Source organism: Blattabacterium sp. (Blattella germanica) str. Bge, assembly GCF_000022605.2.
GTDB lineage: Bacteria > Bacteroidota > Bacteroidia > Flavobacteriales > Blattabacteriaceae > Blattabacterium.
The window spans coordinates 451,825-467,920 of record NC_013454.1; the positions used below are offsets into that span (position 1 = coordinate 451,825).

At 28.7% G+C, this 16,096-nt stretch carries 17 protein-coding genes; 14 read left to right on the forward strand and 3 right to left on the reverse strand.

Features of this window, described 5'->3' with window-relative positions; genetic code table 11:
* Nucleotides 1-17 precede the first annotated feature (17 nt).
* The 10 genes from BLBBGE_RS02250 to rplT all read left to right on the forward strand — a co-directional run bounded on the left by BLBBGE_RS02250 (nt 18) and on the right by rplT (nt 10,665).
* Nucleotides 18-1,079 (forward strand): branched-chain amino acid aminotransferase, encoded by a 1,062-nt coding sequence (locus tag BLBBGE_RS02250; protein WP_012840977.1) that lies wholly within the window; start codon nt 18-20, stop codon nt 1,077-1,079.
* Between the two features lie 13 nt (nt 1,080-1,092).
* On the forward strand, nt 1,093-2,847 hold the full coding sequence (gene argS, locus BLBBGE_RS02255; protein ID WP_012840978.1) for an arginine--tRNA ligase: 1,755 nt from the start codon (nt 1,093-1,095) through the stop codon (nt 2,845-2,847).
* 13 nt (nt 2,848-2,860) lie between these two features.
* Nucleotides 2,861-4,219 (forward strand): signal recognition particle protein, encoded by a 1,359-nt coding sequence (gene ffh, locus BLBBGE_RS02260; protein WP_012840979.1) that lies wholly within the window; start codon nt 2,861-2,863, stop codon nt 4,217-4,219.
* Nucleotides 4,220-4,338: 119 nt separating this feature from the next.
* On the forward strand, nt 4,339-5,943 hold the full coding sequence (locus BLBBGE_RS02265) for a glycerol-3-phosphate dehydrogenase/oxidase (RefSeq protein ID WP_149030176.1): 1,605 nt from the start codon (nt 4,339-4,341) through the stop codon (nt 5,941-5,943).
* A gap of 24 nt (nt 5,944-5,967) precedes the next feature.
* Nucleotides 5,968-7,464, forward strand: a complete 1,497-nt coding sequence (gene glpK, locus BLBBGE_RS02270; RefSeq protein ID WP_012840981.1) for a glycerol kinase GlpK — start codon at nt 5,968-5,970, stop codon at nt 7,462-7,464.
* 15 nt (nt 7,465-7,479) lie between these two features.
* Nucleotides 7,480-8,226 (forward strand): MIP/aquaporin family protein, encoded by a 747-nt coding sequence (locus BLBBGE_RS02275; RefSeq protein ID WP_012840982.1) that lies wholly within the window; start codon nt 7,480-7,482, stop codon nt 8,224-8,226.
* A gap of 22 nt (nt 8,227-8,248) precedes the next feature.
* Nucleotides 8,249-9,523, forward strand: a complete 1,275-nt coding sequence (thrS, locus tag BLBBGE_RS02280) for a threonine--tRNA ligase (protein ID WP_012840983.1) — start codon at nt 8,249-8,251, stop codon at nt 9,521-9,523.
* Nucleotides 9,524-9,570: 47 nt separating this feature from the next.
* On the forward strand, nt 9,571-10,095 hold the full coding sequence (gene infC / locus BLBBGE_RS02285; RefSeq protein WP_012840984.1) for a translation initiation factor IF-3: 525 nt from the start codon (nt 9,571-9,573) through the stop codon (nt 10,093-10,095).
* A 20-nt stretch (nt 10,096-10,115) separates the two neighbouring features.
* Entirely contained in the window at nt 10,116-10,304 is a 189-nt protein-coding gene (gene rpmI, locus BLBBGE_RS02290) for a 50S ribosomal protein L35 (RefSeq protein ID WP_012840985.1), read from the forward strand.
* A gap of 7 nt (nt 10,305-10,311) precedes the next feature.
* Nucleotides 10,312-10,665: a 50S ribosomal protein L20 gene (rplT, locus tag BLBBGE_RS02295; protein ID WP_012840986.1), complete on the forward strand. Its 354-nt coding sequence runs from the start codon at nt 10,312-10,314 to the stop codon at nt 10,663-10,665.
* Here the strand turns inward: rplT and def are convergent.
* A complete protein-coding gene (def, locus tag BLBBGE_RS02300; RefSeq protein ID WP_012840987.1) occupies nt 10,660-11,175 on the reverse strand; it encodes a peptide deformylase in 516 nt (171 codons plus the stop codon). The two genes, rplT and def, sit on opposite strands and share 6 nt — an antisense overlap.
* 3 nt (nt 11,176-11,178) lie before the next feature.
* On the reverse strand, nt 11,179-11,601 hold the full coding sequence (gene ruvX / locus BLBBGE_RS02305; protein ID WP_012840988.1) for a Holliday junction resolvase RuvX: 423 nt from the start codon (nt 11,599-11,601) through the stop codon (nt 11,179-11,181).
* A gap of 78 nt (nt 11,602-11,679) precedes the next feature.
* Between ruvX and BLBBGE_RS02310 the strand changes: the two genes are divergently transcribed.
* From BLBBGE_RS02310 to BLBBGE_RS02325, 4 genes are read left to right on the forward strand one after another with little or no spacing between them, the layout of a single operon-like run.
* On the forward strand, nt 11,680-12,504 hold the full coding sequence (locus BLBBGE_RS02310; protein WP_012840989.1) for a 2,3,4,5-tetrahydropyridine-2,6-dicarboxylate N-succinyltransferase: 825 nt from the start codon (nt 11,680-11,682) through the stop codon (nt 12,502-12,504).
* A complete protein-coding gene (locus BLBBGE_RS02315; RefSeq protein WP_012840990.1) occupies nt 12,505-13,083 on the forward strand; it encodes an L-threonylcarbamoyladenylate synthase in 579 nt (192 codons plus the stop codon). It abuts the gene before it with no gap.
* A 33-nt stretch (nt 13,084-13,116) separates the two neighbouring features.
* A complete protein-coding gene (locus tag BLBBGE_RS02320; RefSeq protein WP_012840991.1) occupies nt 13,117-14,532 on the forward strand; it encodes an HD domain-containing protein in 1,416 nt (471 codons plus the stop codon).
* Between the two features lie 8 nt (nt 14,533-14,540).
* Complete coding sequence (locus BLBBGE_RS02325; protein WP_012840992.1) at nt 14,541-15,548, forward strand: DHH family phosphoesterase; 1,008 nt, start codon at nt 14,541-14,543, stop codon at nt 15,546-15,548.
* Here BLBBGE_RS02325 and BLBBGE_RS02330 read toward each other — a convergent pair.
* Nucleotides 15,532-16,086 (reverse strand): thioredoxin family protein, encoded by a 555-nt coding sequence (locus BLBBGE_RS02330; protein ID WP_012840993.1) that lies wholly within the window; start codon nt 16,084-16,086, stop codon nt 15,532-15,534. The genes BLBBGE_RS02325 and BLBBGE_RS02330 overlap by 17 nt on opposite strands.
* Nucleotides 16,087-16,096 lie beyond the last annotated feature (10 nt).

Genomic DNA, 16,096 nt, shown 5'->3' on the forward strand with positions numbered 1-16,096 from the left:
TTTTTTATACTTTATTTATGAGAATAGAAAAAACCTTACATTCAAGGATTGGAGAAATGGATTTTAACAATATTTCCTTTGGAAATCAATATTCAGATCATATGTTTTGTTCTGAATACAAAAATGGAAAATGGAAAAATTCTATTATTAAACCTTTTGGAAATATTATGTTTTCTCCTATATCTCCTGTATTTCATTACGGACAAGCTGTTTTTGAAGGCATGAAAGCTTATAAAGATAAAAACGAAGAAGTTTTCTTATTTCGTCCAGAAGAAAATTTCAAAAGAATAAATAGATCTGCTATTCGTTTGGAAATGCCACCTATTCCAGAATATATTTTTATGAATGGACTGAAAAAATTAATAGATATAGATAGGGATTGGATCCCTAAAAATTATGGACAATCTTTATATATTCGTCCTTTTTTAATTGCAACCAATGGTGTTTTATCGGCTAAACCTTCTATAGATTATATGTTTATGATCATATCTACTCCTGCTGATGCCTATTATAAACATCCCTTGAAAATTAAAATAGAAGAAAAATATAGCCGTTCTGCATCAGGAGGAGTTGGATTTACTAAAGCCGCTGGAAATTATGCTTCTTCTTTTTATCCTACTAGATTGGCAAACGAAGAAGGATTTGATCAAATATTGTGGACAGATTCTTCGACTCATACAATGATAGAAGAATCAGGGACTATGAATGTTTTTTTTTGGTTAAAAAATAAACTTGTAACTCCAAAAGCTAATGATAATATATTAAGTGGAATAACCTGTCAAAGTATTCTTTCTTTAGCTGAAAAAGAAGGGCTTCCCGTAGAAGAAAGAAATTTAAGTGTTTCAGAAATTATAAAAGGATTACAAACAGGAGAATTGAAAGAAGCTTTTGGTTGTGGGACAGCTGCAGTGATAAATTATTTTAAGATAATTAGTTATCAAGGTCACAATTTTTGTTTGCCAAATCTTACAGAAAAAGAAAGAATATCTCTTCGTTTGAGAAAAAGTTTATTAGATATACAGCATAATTTATCAGAAGATCCTTTTGGATGGAGAGTTCAATTAAAAAGATATTTGTAAAAAAAATCATTCTATGAATGATCATTTTCAATCTATAGAAGAAATAGCAAAAGAATCCATATCTGTTTTGTATAAACTGGAACCTTGTCCTGAATTGGATTTTCAATATACAAAAAAAGGATATCCAGGAGATCTTACTTTGATTTTATTTTCTTTATCTAAAAAATTAAAAGAACCTGCAGAACAAATAGGAAAAAATATAGGAAATTATGTACAAAATCAATTAAAAGAATTGATTCAATTTTCTGTTATTGAAGGTTTTTTAAATTTTATTTTCAAAGAAAATTATTATATTCATCTTCTTAAAAAAATGTTGAATACGAATTTTTATCATTTGAAATTGCCATCTAAAAGAATCATGATAGAATATTCTTCTCCGAATACCAATAAACCTCTTCATTTAGGACATGTTAGAAATAGTCTGATCGGATCTTCTATAGCTAAAATATTAAAAATGGTCGGCCATAAGATCATAAAAATTCAAATTATTAATGATAGAGGAATACATATTTGTAAATCTATGATAGCTTGGAAAAAATTTGGAAAAGGAGAAACACCTGATAGTATTAAAATGAAAGGAGATCATTTTGTAGGAAAATATTATAGTTTATTTGATAAGATTTATCGTGAAGAAATTAGAAAAACATCCAAACAAGATAAAATTCCAATTTTGATAGAAGCTAGAGAATTATTGAAAAAATGGGAATGTGGGGATCCAACAACTAGAAGTATTTGGAAAAAAATGAACAAATGGGTTTATAACGGGTTTGAAGAAACTTATCGTAAGTTGGAAATCAGTTTTGATAAAATAGAATATGAAAGTAATGTATATAAAATTGGAAAAGAAATTATAAAAAAAGGTCTTGAAAAAGGAATTTTTTTTAAAAAAGAAGATGGATCTATTTGGATTGATTTGATTCAAGAGGGTTTTGATCAAAAACTTTTGTTACGATCAGATCAAACTTCAGTATACATAACCCAGGATATTGGAACTTCTGTAGAACGTTTTAGAAAATATAATATAGACCAGTTAGTTTATATTGTGGGAAAAGAACAAGATTATCATTTTCAAATTCTTTTCAGCATATTAAAGCGTTTAGGATATATATGGGTAAATAAGTTGTTCCATTTATCTTATGAAATGGTATATTTACCAAGTGGTAGAATGAAATCTAGAGAAGGAAATGTGATAGATGCAGATAGTTTTATTTTAGAAATGTATTCTATTGCAAAAAAAAATTTTTTAAAGAAAACTTCAAAATCAAAAGAAAAAGTAGAACAAGAAAAATCTTATGAAATCCTAGGATTAGGTGCTCTCAAATATTATTTTCTTAAAATAGATCCCAGAAAAAAGATTATTTTTTATCCTGAGAAATCTATAGATTTTAAAGGGAAAACAGGAACATATATTCAATATACTTATTCCAGGATTCGTTCTTTGGAACGAAAGTTTTTTGAAGTATGTTCATTGTTAAATGATTATTGGTCAAATATCAAGTTTGATATGTATGAAAAAAACATGATTAAAATTCTTCAAAAATATCCATCTATCTTAAAAAAATCAGCTACGACTTTCAATCCTTCATTGATAGCGAATTATATTTATGAAGTATCTAAAACTTTTAATCTTCTTTATGAAAAGAAAAAGTTAATAGATTCTTTAGACTTGATTCATAGTAATATTTGCATGAATATTATTCATGTTACAGGAAATGTGTTAAAATCTGGTATGAATTTATTAGGCATAAAAATGCTTGATCGTATGTAAAAAATACACGCTTATGTTTGAACATTTACAAAATAAATTTCATAAAGCTCTTCATATTTTAAAAGGAGATGATAGCATCACAGAAATGAATATTGCATCTTCTATGAAAGAAATTGTAAGAGCTCTTATTGATGCAGATGTAAATTATAAAATTGCTAAAGATTTTATTCGAAGAGTTAAAGAAAAATCTATTGGAAAAAAAGTATTGACTTCATTAAATCCAAAACAGCTTATTACAAAAATAGTATATGATGAGTTGGTTTTACTCATGGGAGGTAAAAGTATAGAAATGAATCTTTCTAAAGATCCTTCTATTATTTTAATTTGTGGACTACAGGGGAGTGGAAAAACTTCTTTTTCTTCTAAACTTGCTTTTTTTTTAAGAAAAAAAAATAAAAATCCTTTATTAGTGGCTGCAGATATTCATCGTCCTGCAGCTATAGATCAACTTAAATTTATTGCAGAAAAAGTAAATATTCCTATTTTTTATTTAAAAAATAGTAAAAATATTATAGAAATATTGGATAAATCTGTTATTTATTCTTTTAAAAATAAAAATAATGTAATTATTATTGATACGGCTGGAAGATTAGCTATTGATCAAATCATGATGGAAGAAATAGTAAAAATCCATCAGCATTCTAAACCAGACGAAATTTTATTTGTTGTAGATGCAATGACAGGGCAAGATGCTATCAATACAGCTCAATCCTTTTCAAAAATATTGAATTTTGATGGAATTGTTATGACTAAATTAGATGGAGATAGTAGAGGTGGAGCTGCTATTACTATGTCTAGTGCAGTGGGAAAACCTATAAAATTTATTAGTAATGGGGAAAAAATAGAAGATCTGGAAATTTTTCATCCAGATAGAATAGCTAATCGAATTTTAGGAATGGGAGATATAGTTTCTTTGGTTGAAAAAGTGCAAGAGCAATTTGACGAAAAAAAAACTAAAAAAATTTATCATAAAATTTCAAAAAATCGTTTTAATTTTAATGATTTATTAGAACAAATTAGACATATCAAAAAAATAGGAAGTATAAAAAATATTATTTCTATGATTCCTGGAGTAGATAGGTTTTTTTCTTTTAATGGTGAAAATCAAAAAGATTCTTTCAAAAAAATAGAGGCTATGATTCATTCTATGACACCTGATGAAAGAGAAAATCCTAAATTACTTACCGATATTGAAAGAAAAAGAAGGATATCTAAAGGATCTGGAATTCCATTAAGTCATCTAGATCTTTTTTTTAGACAATTTTATGACATCAATAAAATAATGAAAAAAATTAATGCAAACTCAGGCTCAGGACAACAAATTATAAAAGATTTTATATCTAAAATAATGAATAAAGAAAATGATGTTTAGTTTGGATTAATTTTAATTAAAATTTTCTTTTATTGAAAATATTTTTAATTTTGTTCATTAAATTTTTTCAAAATCCCAATAGGAGGAATATTCTGTTTGGAATTTGATATGAGTGAAACATGATGAAAGGTTTTTTAAATAGAGATAAGTTTTTGAACATCTTAGAAAATGTAAATATTTGGGATATTATCATTATTGGAGGAGGAGCTACTGGATTGGGAATTGCTTTAGATTCGTCTTCTAGAGGATATAAAACTCTTCTTTTGGAACAGTCAGATTTTTCTAAAGGAACTTCCAGTCGTAGTACCAAACTCGTTCACGGAGGAATACGATATTTGGCTCAAGGAAATATAAAATTAGTTTATGAAGCTTTACAAGAAAGAGGTTTTTTGTTAAAAAATGCTCCTCATTTAGTGAAAAAACAAAAATTTATTATTCCAATTTTTAGTTGGAAAATGGGTTTTTTTTACTGGACTGGTTTAAAATTGTATGAATGGTTATCTGGGTCCTTGAGTTTTGGAAAATCCAAATTTTTATCCAAAAATGAAGTAATTAGAAATTTTCCTGAAATTCAAACTAATAAGTTAAAAGGAGGTATTTTATATTATGACGGTCAGTTTGATGATGCTCGTTTGGCTATTAATTTGGCTCAAACTTGTGTTCAGCAAGGTGGAGTTTTGTTAAACTATTTTCAAGTCAAAAGTCTTATCAAAAAAGTTGGAGATAGGATATCTGGAGTTGTAGCTTCTGACCTAGAAACAGAAAAAAAATATTCTATTTATTCAAAAATTGTTATAAATGCCACTGGAGTTTTTTCTGATTCCATTTCAAAAATGGATGAATCTGAATGCCCCATTTTAATAAAACCTAGCCAAGGAACACATATTGTGTTAAATAAATCCTTTTTTAGCAGTTCGAATGCTGTAGTTGTTCCAAAAACTTCGGATGGGAGAATCTTATTTTGTGTTCCATGGTATGATCATGTTTTGGTAGGAACTACAGATACTTTTCTAGAAAAAAGTGTTCTGGAACCAAAACCTTTAGAGGAAGAAATAGAGTTTATTTTACAAACTTTTAACAAGTATTTTGTTTTCAATCCAAAAAAAAGTGATATACTCAGTGCTTTTTCTGGATTGCGTCCTCTTTTTGTACCTAATGATTCTTCTTCTACTATTAAAACAAAAGATATTTCTAGATCTCATAAACTTATTATTAGTTCTTCTGGATTAATAAGCATTATAGGCGGAAAATGGACAACATATAGAAAAATGTCCGAAGAAGCTGTGAATAAAGCCGTTGAAATAGGAAAATTAAAGAAAAAGCCTTCTGTTACAAAAAACCTTAGAATTTATGGGTCGAATTCTTCATCCAAAAGCCAAAATGATCATTGGAAAAAATATGGAGAAGATGAATATCATATTAAAAAATTAATTGAGGAAAATCCATTATTAGGAACTCCCTTGATATCCCAAGATACTTATTCTTATTATTGTACTGAAGCAGAAGTTATATGGATGGTTCGTTATGAAATGGCTCGAACAATTGAAGATGTTTTGGCAAGAAGGTTTCGTTTATTGTTTTTGAATGCAAAAAAAGCAATAGATATAGCACCAAGAGTAGCAGCATTAATGGCTAAAGAGCTTTCTAGAGATGAGAAATGGGAAAAATCACAAATAGCTGATTTTAAAAAGTTAGCTATGCGGTACTATTATCCGGTCGTTTGATGGAGTTGTAATACCTTATCTTATATGTTTATGAAAAAATATGTGCTATCATTAGATCAGGGAACTACTAGTTCTAGAGCTATTATTTTTGATAGAATTGGAAATATTATTTCCGTAGCTCAAAGAGAATTTACACAAATTTATCCTTATCCGGGATGGGTGGAACATAATGCAGAAGAGATATGGTCTACGCAGGCCTCAGTTGCTTTGGAAGCAATTTTAAAAGCAAATTTAGAAGGGGAAAATATTGTTTCAATAGGTATCACCAATCAAAGAGAAACTACTGTGATATGGGATAAAAAAACAGGAGAACCTATTTTTAATGCCATCGTTTGGCAAGATAGACGGACATCCAAATATTGTGATCAAATTAAAAAAGAAGGGTTAACTGAAATGATTAGAAAAAAAACAGGTCTAATTATAGATCCTTATTTTTCTGCCACAAAAATTAAATGGATATTAGAAAATGTACCGGAAGCTAGAAAAAAAGCTAATTCTGGATCCTTGGCGTTTGGAACTATAGATTCATGGTTAATATGGAATTTAACCGGAAAAGAAATTCATGTCACAGATGTGACCAATGCTTCTCGTACCATGCTTTTTAATATTCACACACTCAGTTGGGATCCAGAGTTGATTGATTTATTTGATATTCCAATAACAATGCTTCCAGAAGTTAAATCATCTAGTGAAATTTTTGGTTATACAACAGGACATATTCTCTCTCATAAAATTCCCATATCAGGGATTGCTGGTGATCAACAAGCATCTCTTTTCGGTCAAATGTGTACTAAAATTGGAATGGTAAAAAATACTTATGGAACAGGTTGTTTTATGTTAATGAATGTAGGAGATACTCCTGTTTTTTCTCAAAATAATTTAATAACCACTGTTGCTTGGAAAATTAAAAATAAAGTTCAATATGCATTGGAGGGAAGTGTTTTCATTGCTGGAGCTGTAGTGCAGTGGCTGAGAGATGGATTGGGTCTTCTTTTATCTTCAAATGAAGCAGAAACTTTAGCTTCTTCAGTAGAAAATACAGAAGGTTTATATATGGTTCCAGCTTTTTCCGGATTAGGAGCTCCTTATTGGGATCAGAAAGCCAGAGGAACTATTGTAGGGATCACAAGAGGTACCTCTTCCGCACATTTTGTTAGGGCGGCGTTAGAAAGTATTGCTTTTCAAAATATGGATGTTCTGAAAGCTATGGAAGCAGATTCTGGAATTTCGATAAAAGAACTTCGTGTAGATGGAGGGGCTACGGTAAATAAATTGTTAATGCAATTTCAATCCGATATCTTAAATGTAAAAGTAGTGAAATCCAAAATTTCTGAGCTTACAGCAGCTGGAGCGGCTTATTTAGCTGGATTAGCTGTAAATTATTGGACAAGTCTTGAAGATATTCAAAAAAAATGGCAACTAGAACAAGTTTTTGAACCAAAAGGAATGTCTAGTCGTTTGGAAAGAATCCAAGGGTGGAAAAGAGCGATTGAGACAACTCGTTCATGGTCTGGTCAATAAAAAAAAATAAATGAAATGACAAAAATATGTGCAGAAATCATAGGAACAATGATTTTGGTCTTTTTAGGAAATGGTGTGGTAGCAAATGTTATTTTGTCAAAAACTAAAGGAAACAGTAGAAATGGAGAATGGCTGACTATTACTATAGGATGGGCTTTGGCTGTTTTTATGGGAGTCTTAGTTTCTGCTCCTTATAGTGGAGCTCATTTAAACCCTTGTGTTACAATAAGTTTTGCGATAGTCGGAAAATTTAATTGGGATATGGTTCCGTTTTATATTTTTTCTCAATTAATTGGAGCGATGTTAGGGTCTTTATTCGTATGGTTTTTGTACAAAGATCATTTTGTTGAAACTAAAAAAGAACAAGATAAATTATCTGTTTTTGTTACGATCCCTTCTATAAAAAATTTCTTTTTTAATTTTTTAAGTGAAGTATTAGCTACTTTTATTTTTATATTTATTTCTTTGTATCTCACAGTTGAAGGGACCCTTTTTTTTCAAGAGAATCAGTATCCTATAGGGTTGGGATCATTAGGAGCATTACTTCCCGCTTTAGTGGTATTAGGAATTGTGTTATCCTTAGGAGGAAACACGGGAGCAGCTATTAATCCTGCTAGAGATTTAGGACCAAGAATTATATATTCTATTCTTCCAATTCCTGGGAAAGGAAAAAGTAATTGGGATTATGCTCTTGTACCTGTATTAGGGCCTATTTTGGGAAGTGTGATAGCTGCAACGTTATATTTATTTTTATCATCATAAAAAAAACTTGTAACTTTTTTTCATGGATAAAGAGAAATCAGTCCCTTTAAAAGAAGATCCGAATACTATAGATCATAGAAAAATAGGGAAAAAACTAAAGTTTTTTATTTTTTCTGACAAGGTAGGAAGTGGATTACCTTTGTGGTTACCTAGAGGTACGATTTTGAGAAATAATTTAGAAGAATTTTTAACTGATATTCAAAAAAAGTCTGGCTATGAAATGGTGGTGACTCCACATATTGGACATAAAAAATTGTATATCCAGAGTGGACATTGGAGAAAATATGGAAAAGATAATTTTAAACCTATTCAGACTCCTCGTGAGGAAGAAGAATTTTTATTGAAGCCTATGAATTGTCCTCATCATTGTGAAGTTTATCGTTCTCAAGAATGGTCTTATAGAGATCTTCCTAAACGTTTTGCAGAGTTTGGAACAGTCTATCGTTATGAACAAAGTGGAGAACTTCATGGGTTGACTAGAGTTAGATCTTTTACTCAAGATGATGCACATATTTTTTGTACTTATGATCAAGTATTGGAAGAGTTTAAAAAAGTTATCAATTTAGTTTTTTATGTATTTCGTTGTTTAGGTTTTTCTGAATATACAGTTAGAATATCTCTAAGAGATACGAGTAAAATAGATAATTATATTGGATCAGAAAAAAATTGGGAAAAAGCAGAAAAAGCTATATTGAATGCCGTCAAAGAAGAAAAAATAAAAGCATCTATAAATTATGGAGAAGCCGCTTTTTATGGACCCAAACTGGATTTTCTTATCAAAGATTCCTTAGGAAGAAGTTGGCAACTGGGAACAATTCAAGTAGATTATAATTTGCCTGAAAGGTTTGATTTATATTATAAAGGAAAAAATAATGAAAAATGTCGTCCCGTCATGATACATAGAGCGCCTTTTGGTTCACTGGAACGAATGATAGCCATTGTGATAGAACACACAAAAGGGAATCTACCATTATGGTTGGCTCCAAATCAAGGAGTCATACTTCCTATAAGTGATAAATATATAGTTTATGCAAAAAAAATTTTAAATTTGATGCTGAATTATAACATCCGTGTGTTTGTTGATAGCAGAAATGAGAAAATTAATAAAAAAATTAGAGATTCTGAAGAAAAAAAAATTCCTTACATGATTATTTTGGGAGAAAAAGAAGAGAAAAATGAAATGATTTCATTACGACGTCATGGTTTAGGACATATAGGAACGTTTTCTATTTCTAAGGGGATAGAAACTATTTTTAATGAAACAAATTTAAATTTAAAAACTAAAAAGTTATTATAAAAAAGAAATTTTCAAGAGGAAATAAGAAAAATAGAGTTTTTCGACCATTGCCACAAAAAAAAGAAGAACATCGTATGAATGAAAATATTGATTCGAAAAGAGTTCGTTTGGTCGGTGATTCTTCTGTAGTTGAAAATGGGATTTACTCTATACAAGAAGCTCTACAATTTGCTAGAGAAAGAGAACTAGATTTGGTTGAAATTAATCCAAAATTGGATCCTCCTGTATGTAAAATACTGGATTATAAGAAATTTTTATATGAACAAAAAAAAAGAAAAAAACAATTTAAAGCAAAACAAATTAAAGTCAATACTAAAGAAATACGATTTGGTCCACAAATCGGTGATCATGATGGAAAAGTTAAGATAAAAAGTGCAGAGAAATTTTTAATGCGTGGAGATAAAGTCAAAGTATTTGTTTTTTTTAAAGGTCGTTCCATAGTATACAAAGATCAGGGAAAAATTAAATTGTTAAAATTTGCAGAAGAAATTGAGGAATATGGAAAAGTAGAACAAATGCCGGTCATGGAAGGAAAAAGAATGTATATGATTTTAGCTCCAAAAAAATTTTAATTTTATATATCATATAAATTATGACAAAACTAAAAACAAAATCAGGATCAAAAAAAAGATTTAAAAAAAACGGCGAATGGATATATAAAAAAAAACATGCATTTAAAAATCATCTTTTAACGAAAAAATCGAAAAGAAGAAAACGGAATCTTTCTAGATTTACTCTATTGAATAGATCGGATCAACAGAATATAAAAAAACAAATATAAAAAAGTTATGCCAAGATCTACAAATGCAGTTTCCTCTAGACGAAGACGAAAAAAAATACTCAGATCAGCAAAAGGTTTTTATGGATCAAGGAGTAAAGTTTATACAGTCGCTAAAAATGCCGTAGAAAAGTCTTTTGTTTATGCTTTTTCAGGAAGAAAAAAAAAGAAAAGAGATTTCAGATCTCTTTGGATTCAACGTATCAATGCAGGAGTTCGTCAATATGGAATGTCTTACTCTGAATTTATGAAAAAGTTATCTGATAATAAAATTCAAATAAATAGGAAAATACTTTCAGATTTATCTATGAATGAGATCAATAATTTAAAAAAATTAGTAGATTCTATTTCTTCTTCTTCATGAAGAACTTCTTTCTGATAAACTAATTAATTTTTTTTCGATTCTTTTTTTTCTAGTAGAAGAAAAGTAATCTATAAAAAGTTTTCCATCAAGATGATCATATTCATGCAGGATAACTCTAGCACATATCCCCGTTAGGGTTTTCTTTTGTTTTTTCCAATTATGATCATAATATTCAATCAATACATTAGATTTTCTTTTTACGTATCCCATTATTCCAGGAATGCTAAGACATCCTTCATTAAATTTGTACTCTTTTCCATGAATTTTTAATATTTTAGCATTAATAAAAACTTCTTTATATTTTCCATCCAAATAAGGAGTTTCTACTATAAATAGTCGGATGTTTTTTCCAATTTGGGGAGCTGCTAATCCAATTCCTTTTGCTTGATGTATAGTTTCAAACATATCTTTTATTAATTGATTGATTTCTTTTTTGCAGGAACACAAATCTATGTCTAAACATTTTTTTCTTAAAATAGGATTTCCATAAATAACTATAGGTAATACCATGAATTAATTTTTGTTTTCTTTTCTTGCGAGATAAGACTGTAAAATGATAGTAGCGCTAATTTGATTTAAAATTACTTTTTTTCTTCTTTTTTTTTTTAAACCTAATTCTATCATAGCATTAAAAGCCATTTTAGAAGTAAAACGTTCGTCTAATCTTTCTATAAGAATTTTAGGAAATCTTACACGGAAGTGATTTATAAATCTTTGAATATCTGTTTCAATTAATGTTTCTTTTTGATTATTTAATTTTTTTGGTAAACCTATAACAATTTTATCTATTTTTTCATGATATAAAAACGATTCTAAAAAACTCATTAATTTTTCAGTAGGAACAGAATCTAATCCAAATGCAAATATTTGTTCATCATCTGTTATAGATAAACCTGTTATTACTTTTCCATAATCCATTCCCAATATTTTTGCCATTGTTATAACTGTTATAGCAAATATAAACTTGTTATCTTATTTTATTTTACTACTTTTGTTTTTAGTTAATCTTTATATATGAAAGTGAACAAACTCAAATTAGAGATAGAAAAAGCTTGGGAACAAAAAAATTCGTGGGGCACTGACGAAAATATCAAGAATATAGTTATTCAAGTTATTGAGCATTTAGAAAATGGATTTATCAGAGTCTCTGATTTATTAAATGGAAAATGGGTAGTCAATGAATGGGTAAAAAGAGCAATCATAATGTATTTCTCTGTTAGAGAAATGAATGTTATAGAATTAGGACCATTAGAATTTTATGATAAAATTCCTATCAAGAATAAGTTTCAAGAAAAGAAGGTACGCGTCGTCCCTCATGCTATAGCACGTTATGGTTCATATATATCACCAGGAGTGATTCTTATGCCTTCTTACGTAAATATAGGCGCATATATAGGAGAAGGATCCATGATAGATACATGGGCTACAGTGGGAAGTTGCGCTCAAATAGGGAGTCGTGTTCATATAAGCGGAGGAGTTGGAATAGGAGGGGTGTTAGAACCTTTACAAGCTCATCCTGTTATTATTGAGGACGATGTTTTTATTGGATCTAGATGTGTTTTGGTAGAAGGAGTTCTGATAGAAAAAGGGGCTGTTTTAGGAGCAAATGTTGTTTTAACGGCTTCTACTAGAATTTTAGATATAACTAATGAACAACCTATTGAAATTAAAGGAGTTGTACCTAGATATTCTGTGGTGATTCCTGGATCTTATCCGAAAAAATTTCCTTCAGGAACATATTATGTTCCATGTGCTATGATTATAGGAAAAAGAAAAGAGAGTACGAATAAAAAAACATCTTTAAATGAAGCATTAAGAACTCATAATTTAGTAATTTAGATGTCTTTTTACGAAGAAATAGAAAAAAGTGTAGATATATTAAAAAAAGGAAAAAGTTTATTATATCCTACGGATACTGTGTGGGGGTTAGGATGTGATGCATTCAATGTGGAGGCTATAAATAAAATATGTAAAATCAAGAATAGAAGTTTTTCTAAATCAATGATTCTTTTGGTAGAAAGTATGGACCGTTTGCATCAGTTAGTAGGAAAGATTACTGATTTTACTAGACAAATAATTGTTGATAATATTGCAAAAAAAAATAAACCTATCACCATAGTGTACGATCATGTTAATCAAATAGCATCTAATTTGCTGAGTGAAGATAATACTTTAGCCATTCGTTTAACATATGATCCATTTTGCGTTTGTTTAATTCAAAATTTGGATAGGCCTATTATTTCTACTTCTGCTAATTTATCAGGATTTTCTTCTCCTAAATCTTTTTCTGAAATCAGTCCTTCTATTTTAAGTCAAATAGATTATGCCGTGAATTTTAGAAGAAAAGAAATAGCTAATCATAGGTGCTCTTCTATTATAAAAATTGTTTCGGATCAGGTAAAAATATTACGTATGTAGGGAGTAATGAGTTCGGTTTAGGAATCAATTCACATGAATTTGTCATCTGCTATTCAGAAAAAAATATTTCATATTGTCAGTTTTTCTGCTCAAAAAATAAAACAAGATAGTTATGTAGTGGGAGGTTATGTTAGAGATTTTTTGCTAGGAAAAATAAAATCAAAAGATGTAGATATTTTGACTATAGGAGAGGGAATTAAATTAGCTCAAGAAGTTTCTAAAAATATGAAACCTCATCCTAAGATAAAAATATTTAGACGTTTTGGAACTGCTATGTTAAAATGTGAGAATCAGAAGATAGAATTTGTTGGATCAAGAAAAGAATCATATCATTTTTATAGTCGAAAACCCTTTATAAGGTTAGGATCATTACAAGATGATCAAAATAGAAGAGATTTTACAATCAACGCTTTAGCTATTAGTTTAAACCGTGATAATTATGGAGAATTGATAGATCCATTTGGAGGTTTGTCCGATTTGAAAAAAAAAATATTAAGAACTCCATTAAATTCAGATATTACTTATTCTGACGATCCATTGCGTATGATGCGAGCCATTCGATTTGCTACTCAACTTCAATTTACGATTGAAGAATATTCATTTAAATCAATTCAAAAAAATAAAAATAGAATAAATATTGTTTCCACAGAAAGGATTATAGAAGAATTCAATAAGATTTTATTATCTGAAAAACCTTCTATAGGATTATTGTTATTATATAAATCTGGATTATTATCAATTATATTACCGGAATTAACTTTATTAAAAGGGATAGAAAAAAAAAACGGATGTAAACACAAAGATAATTTTTATCATACTTTGCAAGTAGTAGATAATATCAGTCAAGTAAAAACCAATTCACTTTGGTTAAGATGGGCCGCCTTACTTCACGATATAGGAAAAGCCTATACCAAAAATTTTACCAAAATTGGTTGGTCTTTTCATGCTCACGAATTTGTAGGATCAAAAATGGTTCCAAATATATTTCAACGTTTAAAACTTCCAAAAGGAGGTCCTATGAAATATGTTAAAAAGATGATTCAATATAGTTATAAACCTATAGCATTGATAGGGAATCAAATCAGTGATTCTGCTATCCGTAGATTATTGTTTGATCTAGGTAAAGATCTAGAAGATTTAATGAAATTGTGTATCGCTGATATTACTACTAATAATATAGAAAAAAGGAAACAATATCAAAAAAATATTTATATTCTAATGGAAAGAATTCAAAAATTAGAAGAAAAAGACAGAATCCAAAATTGGAAATCTCCTATATCAGGAAATGATATTATGAAGACATTTCAAATTGATCCATGCAAAGAAATAGGAATCATAAAAAATTTTATTAAAGATTCTATTTTGGAAGGAAAAATATCTAATGATTTTCATTCTGCTTATCTTTTTATGTTAAAAAAAGGGGAAGAATTAGGATTGAAAAAAAAATAATATGGAATATGTTGTTTCCTAGTATTGATGGAAAAAATCAAAAAAAAATCGTTTTATTACCACATGATAATCCAGATGGAGATGCTTTAGGATCTTCTTTAGCTCTTTTATTTTATTTAAGAAAACTGAAACATGATGTAGATTTAATATCTCCAACAGAATATTCCGAATCTTTTCAATGGCTTCCAGGTACAGAGAATATTCTTGTTTTCTCAGAAAAAACTCAATCTTTAGTGAAAAAAAAAATTGCAAATTCTGATTATGTTTTTTTTATAGATTTTAATAATTTATCAAGAATAAAAAACTTAAGAAATTTTTTTTTCTATTCAAAAGCAAAAAAGATACTAATAGATCATCATCCTTTTCCATTTCCTTTCGACTTTATGTTTTCTGATCCAACAGTTGCAGCTACCAGTATTTTGGTTTTTAGATTTATATCTGAAATGAATTCTTTAGATAAAATAGATAAAAAAATAGCTACCTGTTTATACGTTGGATTAATGACTGACACAGGTTTTTTTCGTTTTCCTTCCGTCACTTCAGAAACTCATTTTATTGCCGGAAAATTAATAGAAAAAGGAATTGACATAGACGACATCCATAATCATTTGCAAGAAAAATACAATGAAAATAAATTAAAATTATTATCTCAAGCTTTGAGAAAACTAAAAATAATCAAAAAATATCGTACGGCTTATACAAGTATAAATGCTTCGGATATCAATTTGTATTCTTACAAACAAGGAGATACTGAAGGAATTATTACCTATGGATTAGGTATAAAAAATATTGTTTTTTCTGTTTTTTTCTTTGAAGAAAAAGAAAAATCTCCAATTAAGATTTCTTTTCGTTCTAAAGGAAATTTTGATGTTAACATGTTTGCCAGAAAGCATTTTAGAGGTGGAGGACATAAAAATGCAGCAGGAGGAATATTAGAAAAAAGTTTATCTGAATCCATTGAGTATTTTTTAAATATTATTCCTAATTATCATAAAAATCTTATGTTTTCCATTTGATATTACACCCGTAACTTAATTTATAAGTTGGATTTATATTTATTCCTGTCAAAATATTTTGTAATACATTTCTCACATCACTACCTGTTACTGGTATTTTATGACCAGGTCTAGAATCATCTAGTTGACCATGATAACATAAATTTCCTTTTCCAGAAAATATAAAAAATTCAGGAGTACATTTTGCTCCATAATATTTTGCTACATCTTGTGTTTCATCGAAAAAATAAGGAAAAGGATAACCTAACTGATGATGTATTTTTTTCATATTTTCGGGAGAGTCTTCTGGATATTTGTTTGCATCATTAGAATTGATAGCTAAAAATGAAATTCCTTTCGGAATAAAATCGTTAGACAAACGCACCAATTCTGCATTAATATGTTTCACATACGGACAGTGATTACAAATAAACATAATTACAGTTGCTTTATCCGAAAAAAAATCTTTCAGGAATTTCTTTTTTCCTGAAGAAACTTCTAATAAGTTAAAATCTTTTATTTGAATTTTCATTTCACTAGAAGAGTAAGTTCGTACCATATTATTATTA

What these genes read in the sequence shown, in the direction of transcription:
- thrS (WP_012840983.1), top strand. Translation starts at nt 8,249, where the DNA reads ATGGATAAAGAGAAATCAGTCCCTTTAAAAGAAGATCCGAATACTATA.
- argS (WP_012840978.1), top strand. Translation starts at nt 1,093, where the DNA reads ATGAATGATCATTTTCAATCTATAGAAGAAATAGCAAAAGAATCCATA.
- ruvX (WP_012840988.1), bottom strand. Translation starts at nt 11,601, where the DNA reads ATGGCAAAAATATTGGGAATGGATTATGGAAAAGTAATAACAGGTTTA.
- BLBBGE_RS02325 (WP_012840992.1), top strand. Translation starts at nt 14,541, where the DNA reads ATGTTGTTTCCTAGTATTGATGGAAAAAATCAAAAAAAAATCGTTTTA.
- rplT (WP_012840986.1), top strand. Translation starts at nt 10,312, where the DNA reads ATGCCAAGATCTACAAATGCAGTTTCCTCTAGACGAAGACGAAAAAAA.
- BLBBGE_RS02265 (WP_149030176.1), top strand. Translation starts at nt 4,339, where the DNA reads ATGATGAAAGGTTTTTTAAATAGAGATAAGTTTTTGAACATCTTAGAA.
- glpK (WP_012840981.1), top strand. Translation starts at nt 5,968, where the DNA reads ATGTTTATGAAAAAATATGTGCTATCATTAGATCAGGGAACTACTAGT.
- ffh (WP_012840979.1), top strand. Translation starts at nt 2,861, where the DNA reads ATGTTTGAACATTTACAAAATAAATTTCATAAAGCTCTTCATATTTTA.
- def (WP_012840987.1), bottom strand. Translation starts at nt 11,175, where the DNA reads ATGGTATTACCTATAGTTATTTATGGAAATCCTATTTTAAGAAAAAAA.
- BLBBGE_RS02330 (WP_012840993.1), bottom strand. Translation starts at nt 16,086, where the DNA reads ATGGTACGAACTTACTCTTCTAGTGAAATGAAAATTCAAATAAAAGAT.
- BLBBGE_RS02315 (WP_012840990.1), top strand. Translation starts at nt 12,505, where the DNA reads ATGTCTTTTTACGAAGAAATAGAAAAAAGTGTAGATATATTAAAAAAA.
- rpmI (WP_012840985.1), top strand. Translation starts at nt 10,116, where the DNA reads ATGACAAAACTAAAAACAAAATCAGGATCAAAAAAAAGATTTAAAAAA.
- BLBBGE_RS02250 (WP_012840977.1), top strand. Translation starts at nt 18, where the DNA reads ATGAGAATAGAAAAAACCTTACATTCAAGGATTGGAGAAATGGATTTT.
- BLBBGE_RS02320 (WP_012840991.1), top strand. Translation starts at nt 13,117, where the DNA reads ATGAATTTGTCATCTGCTATTCAGAAAAAAATATTTCATATTGTCAGT.
- BLBBGE_RS02275 (WP_012840982.1), top strand. Translation starts at nt 7,480, where the DNA reads ATGACAAAAATATGTGCAGAAATCATAGGAACAATGATTTTGGTCTTT.
- BLBBGE_RS02310 (WP_012840989.1), top strand. Translation starts at nt 11,680, where the DNA reads ATGAAAGTGAACAAACTCAAATTAGAGATAGAAAAAGCTTGGGAACAA.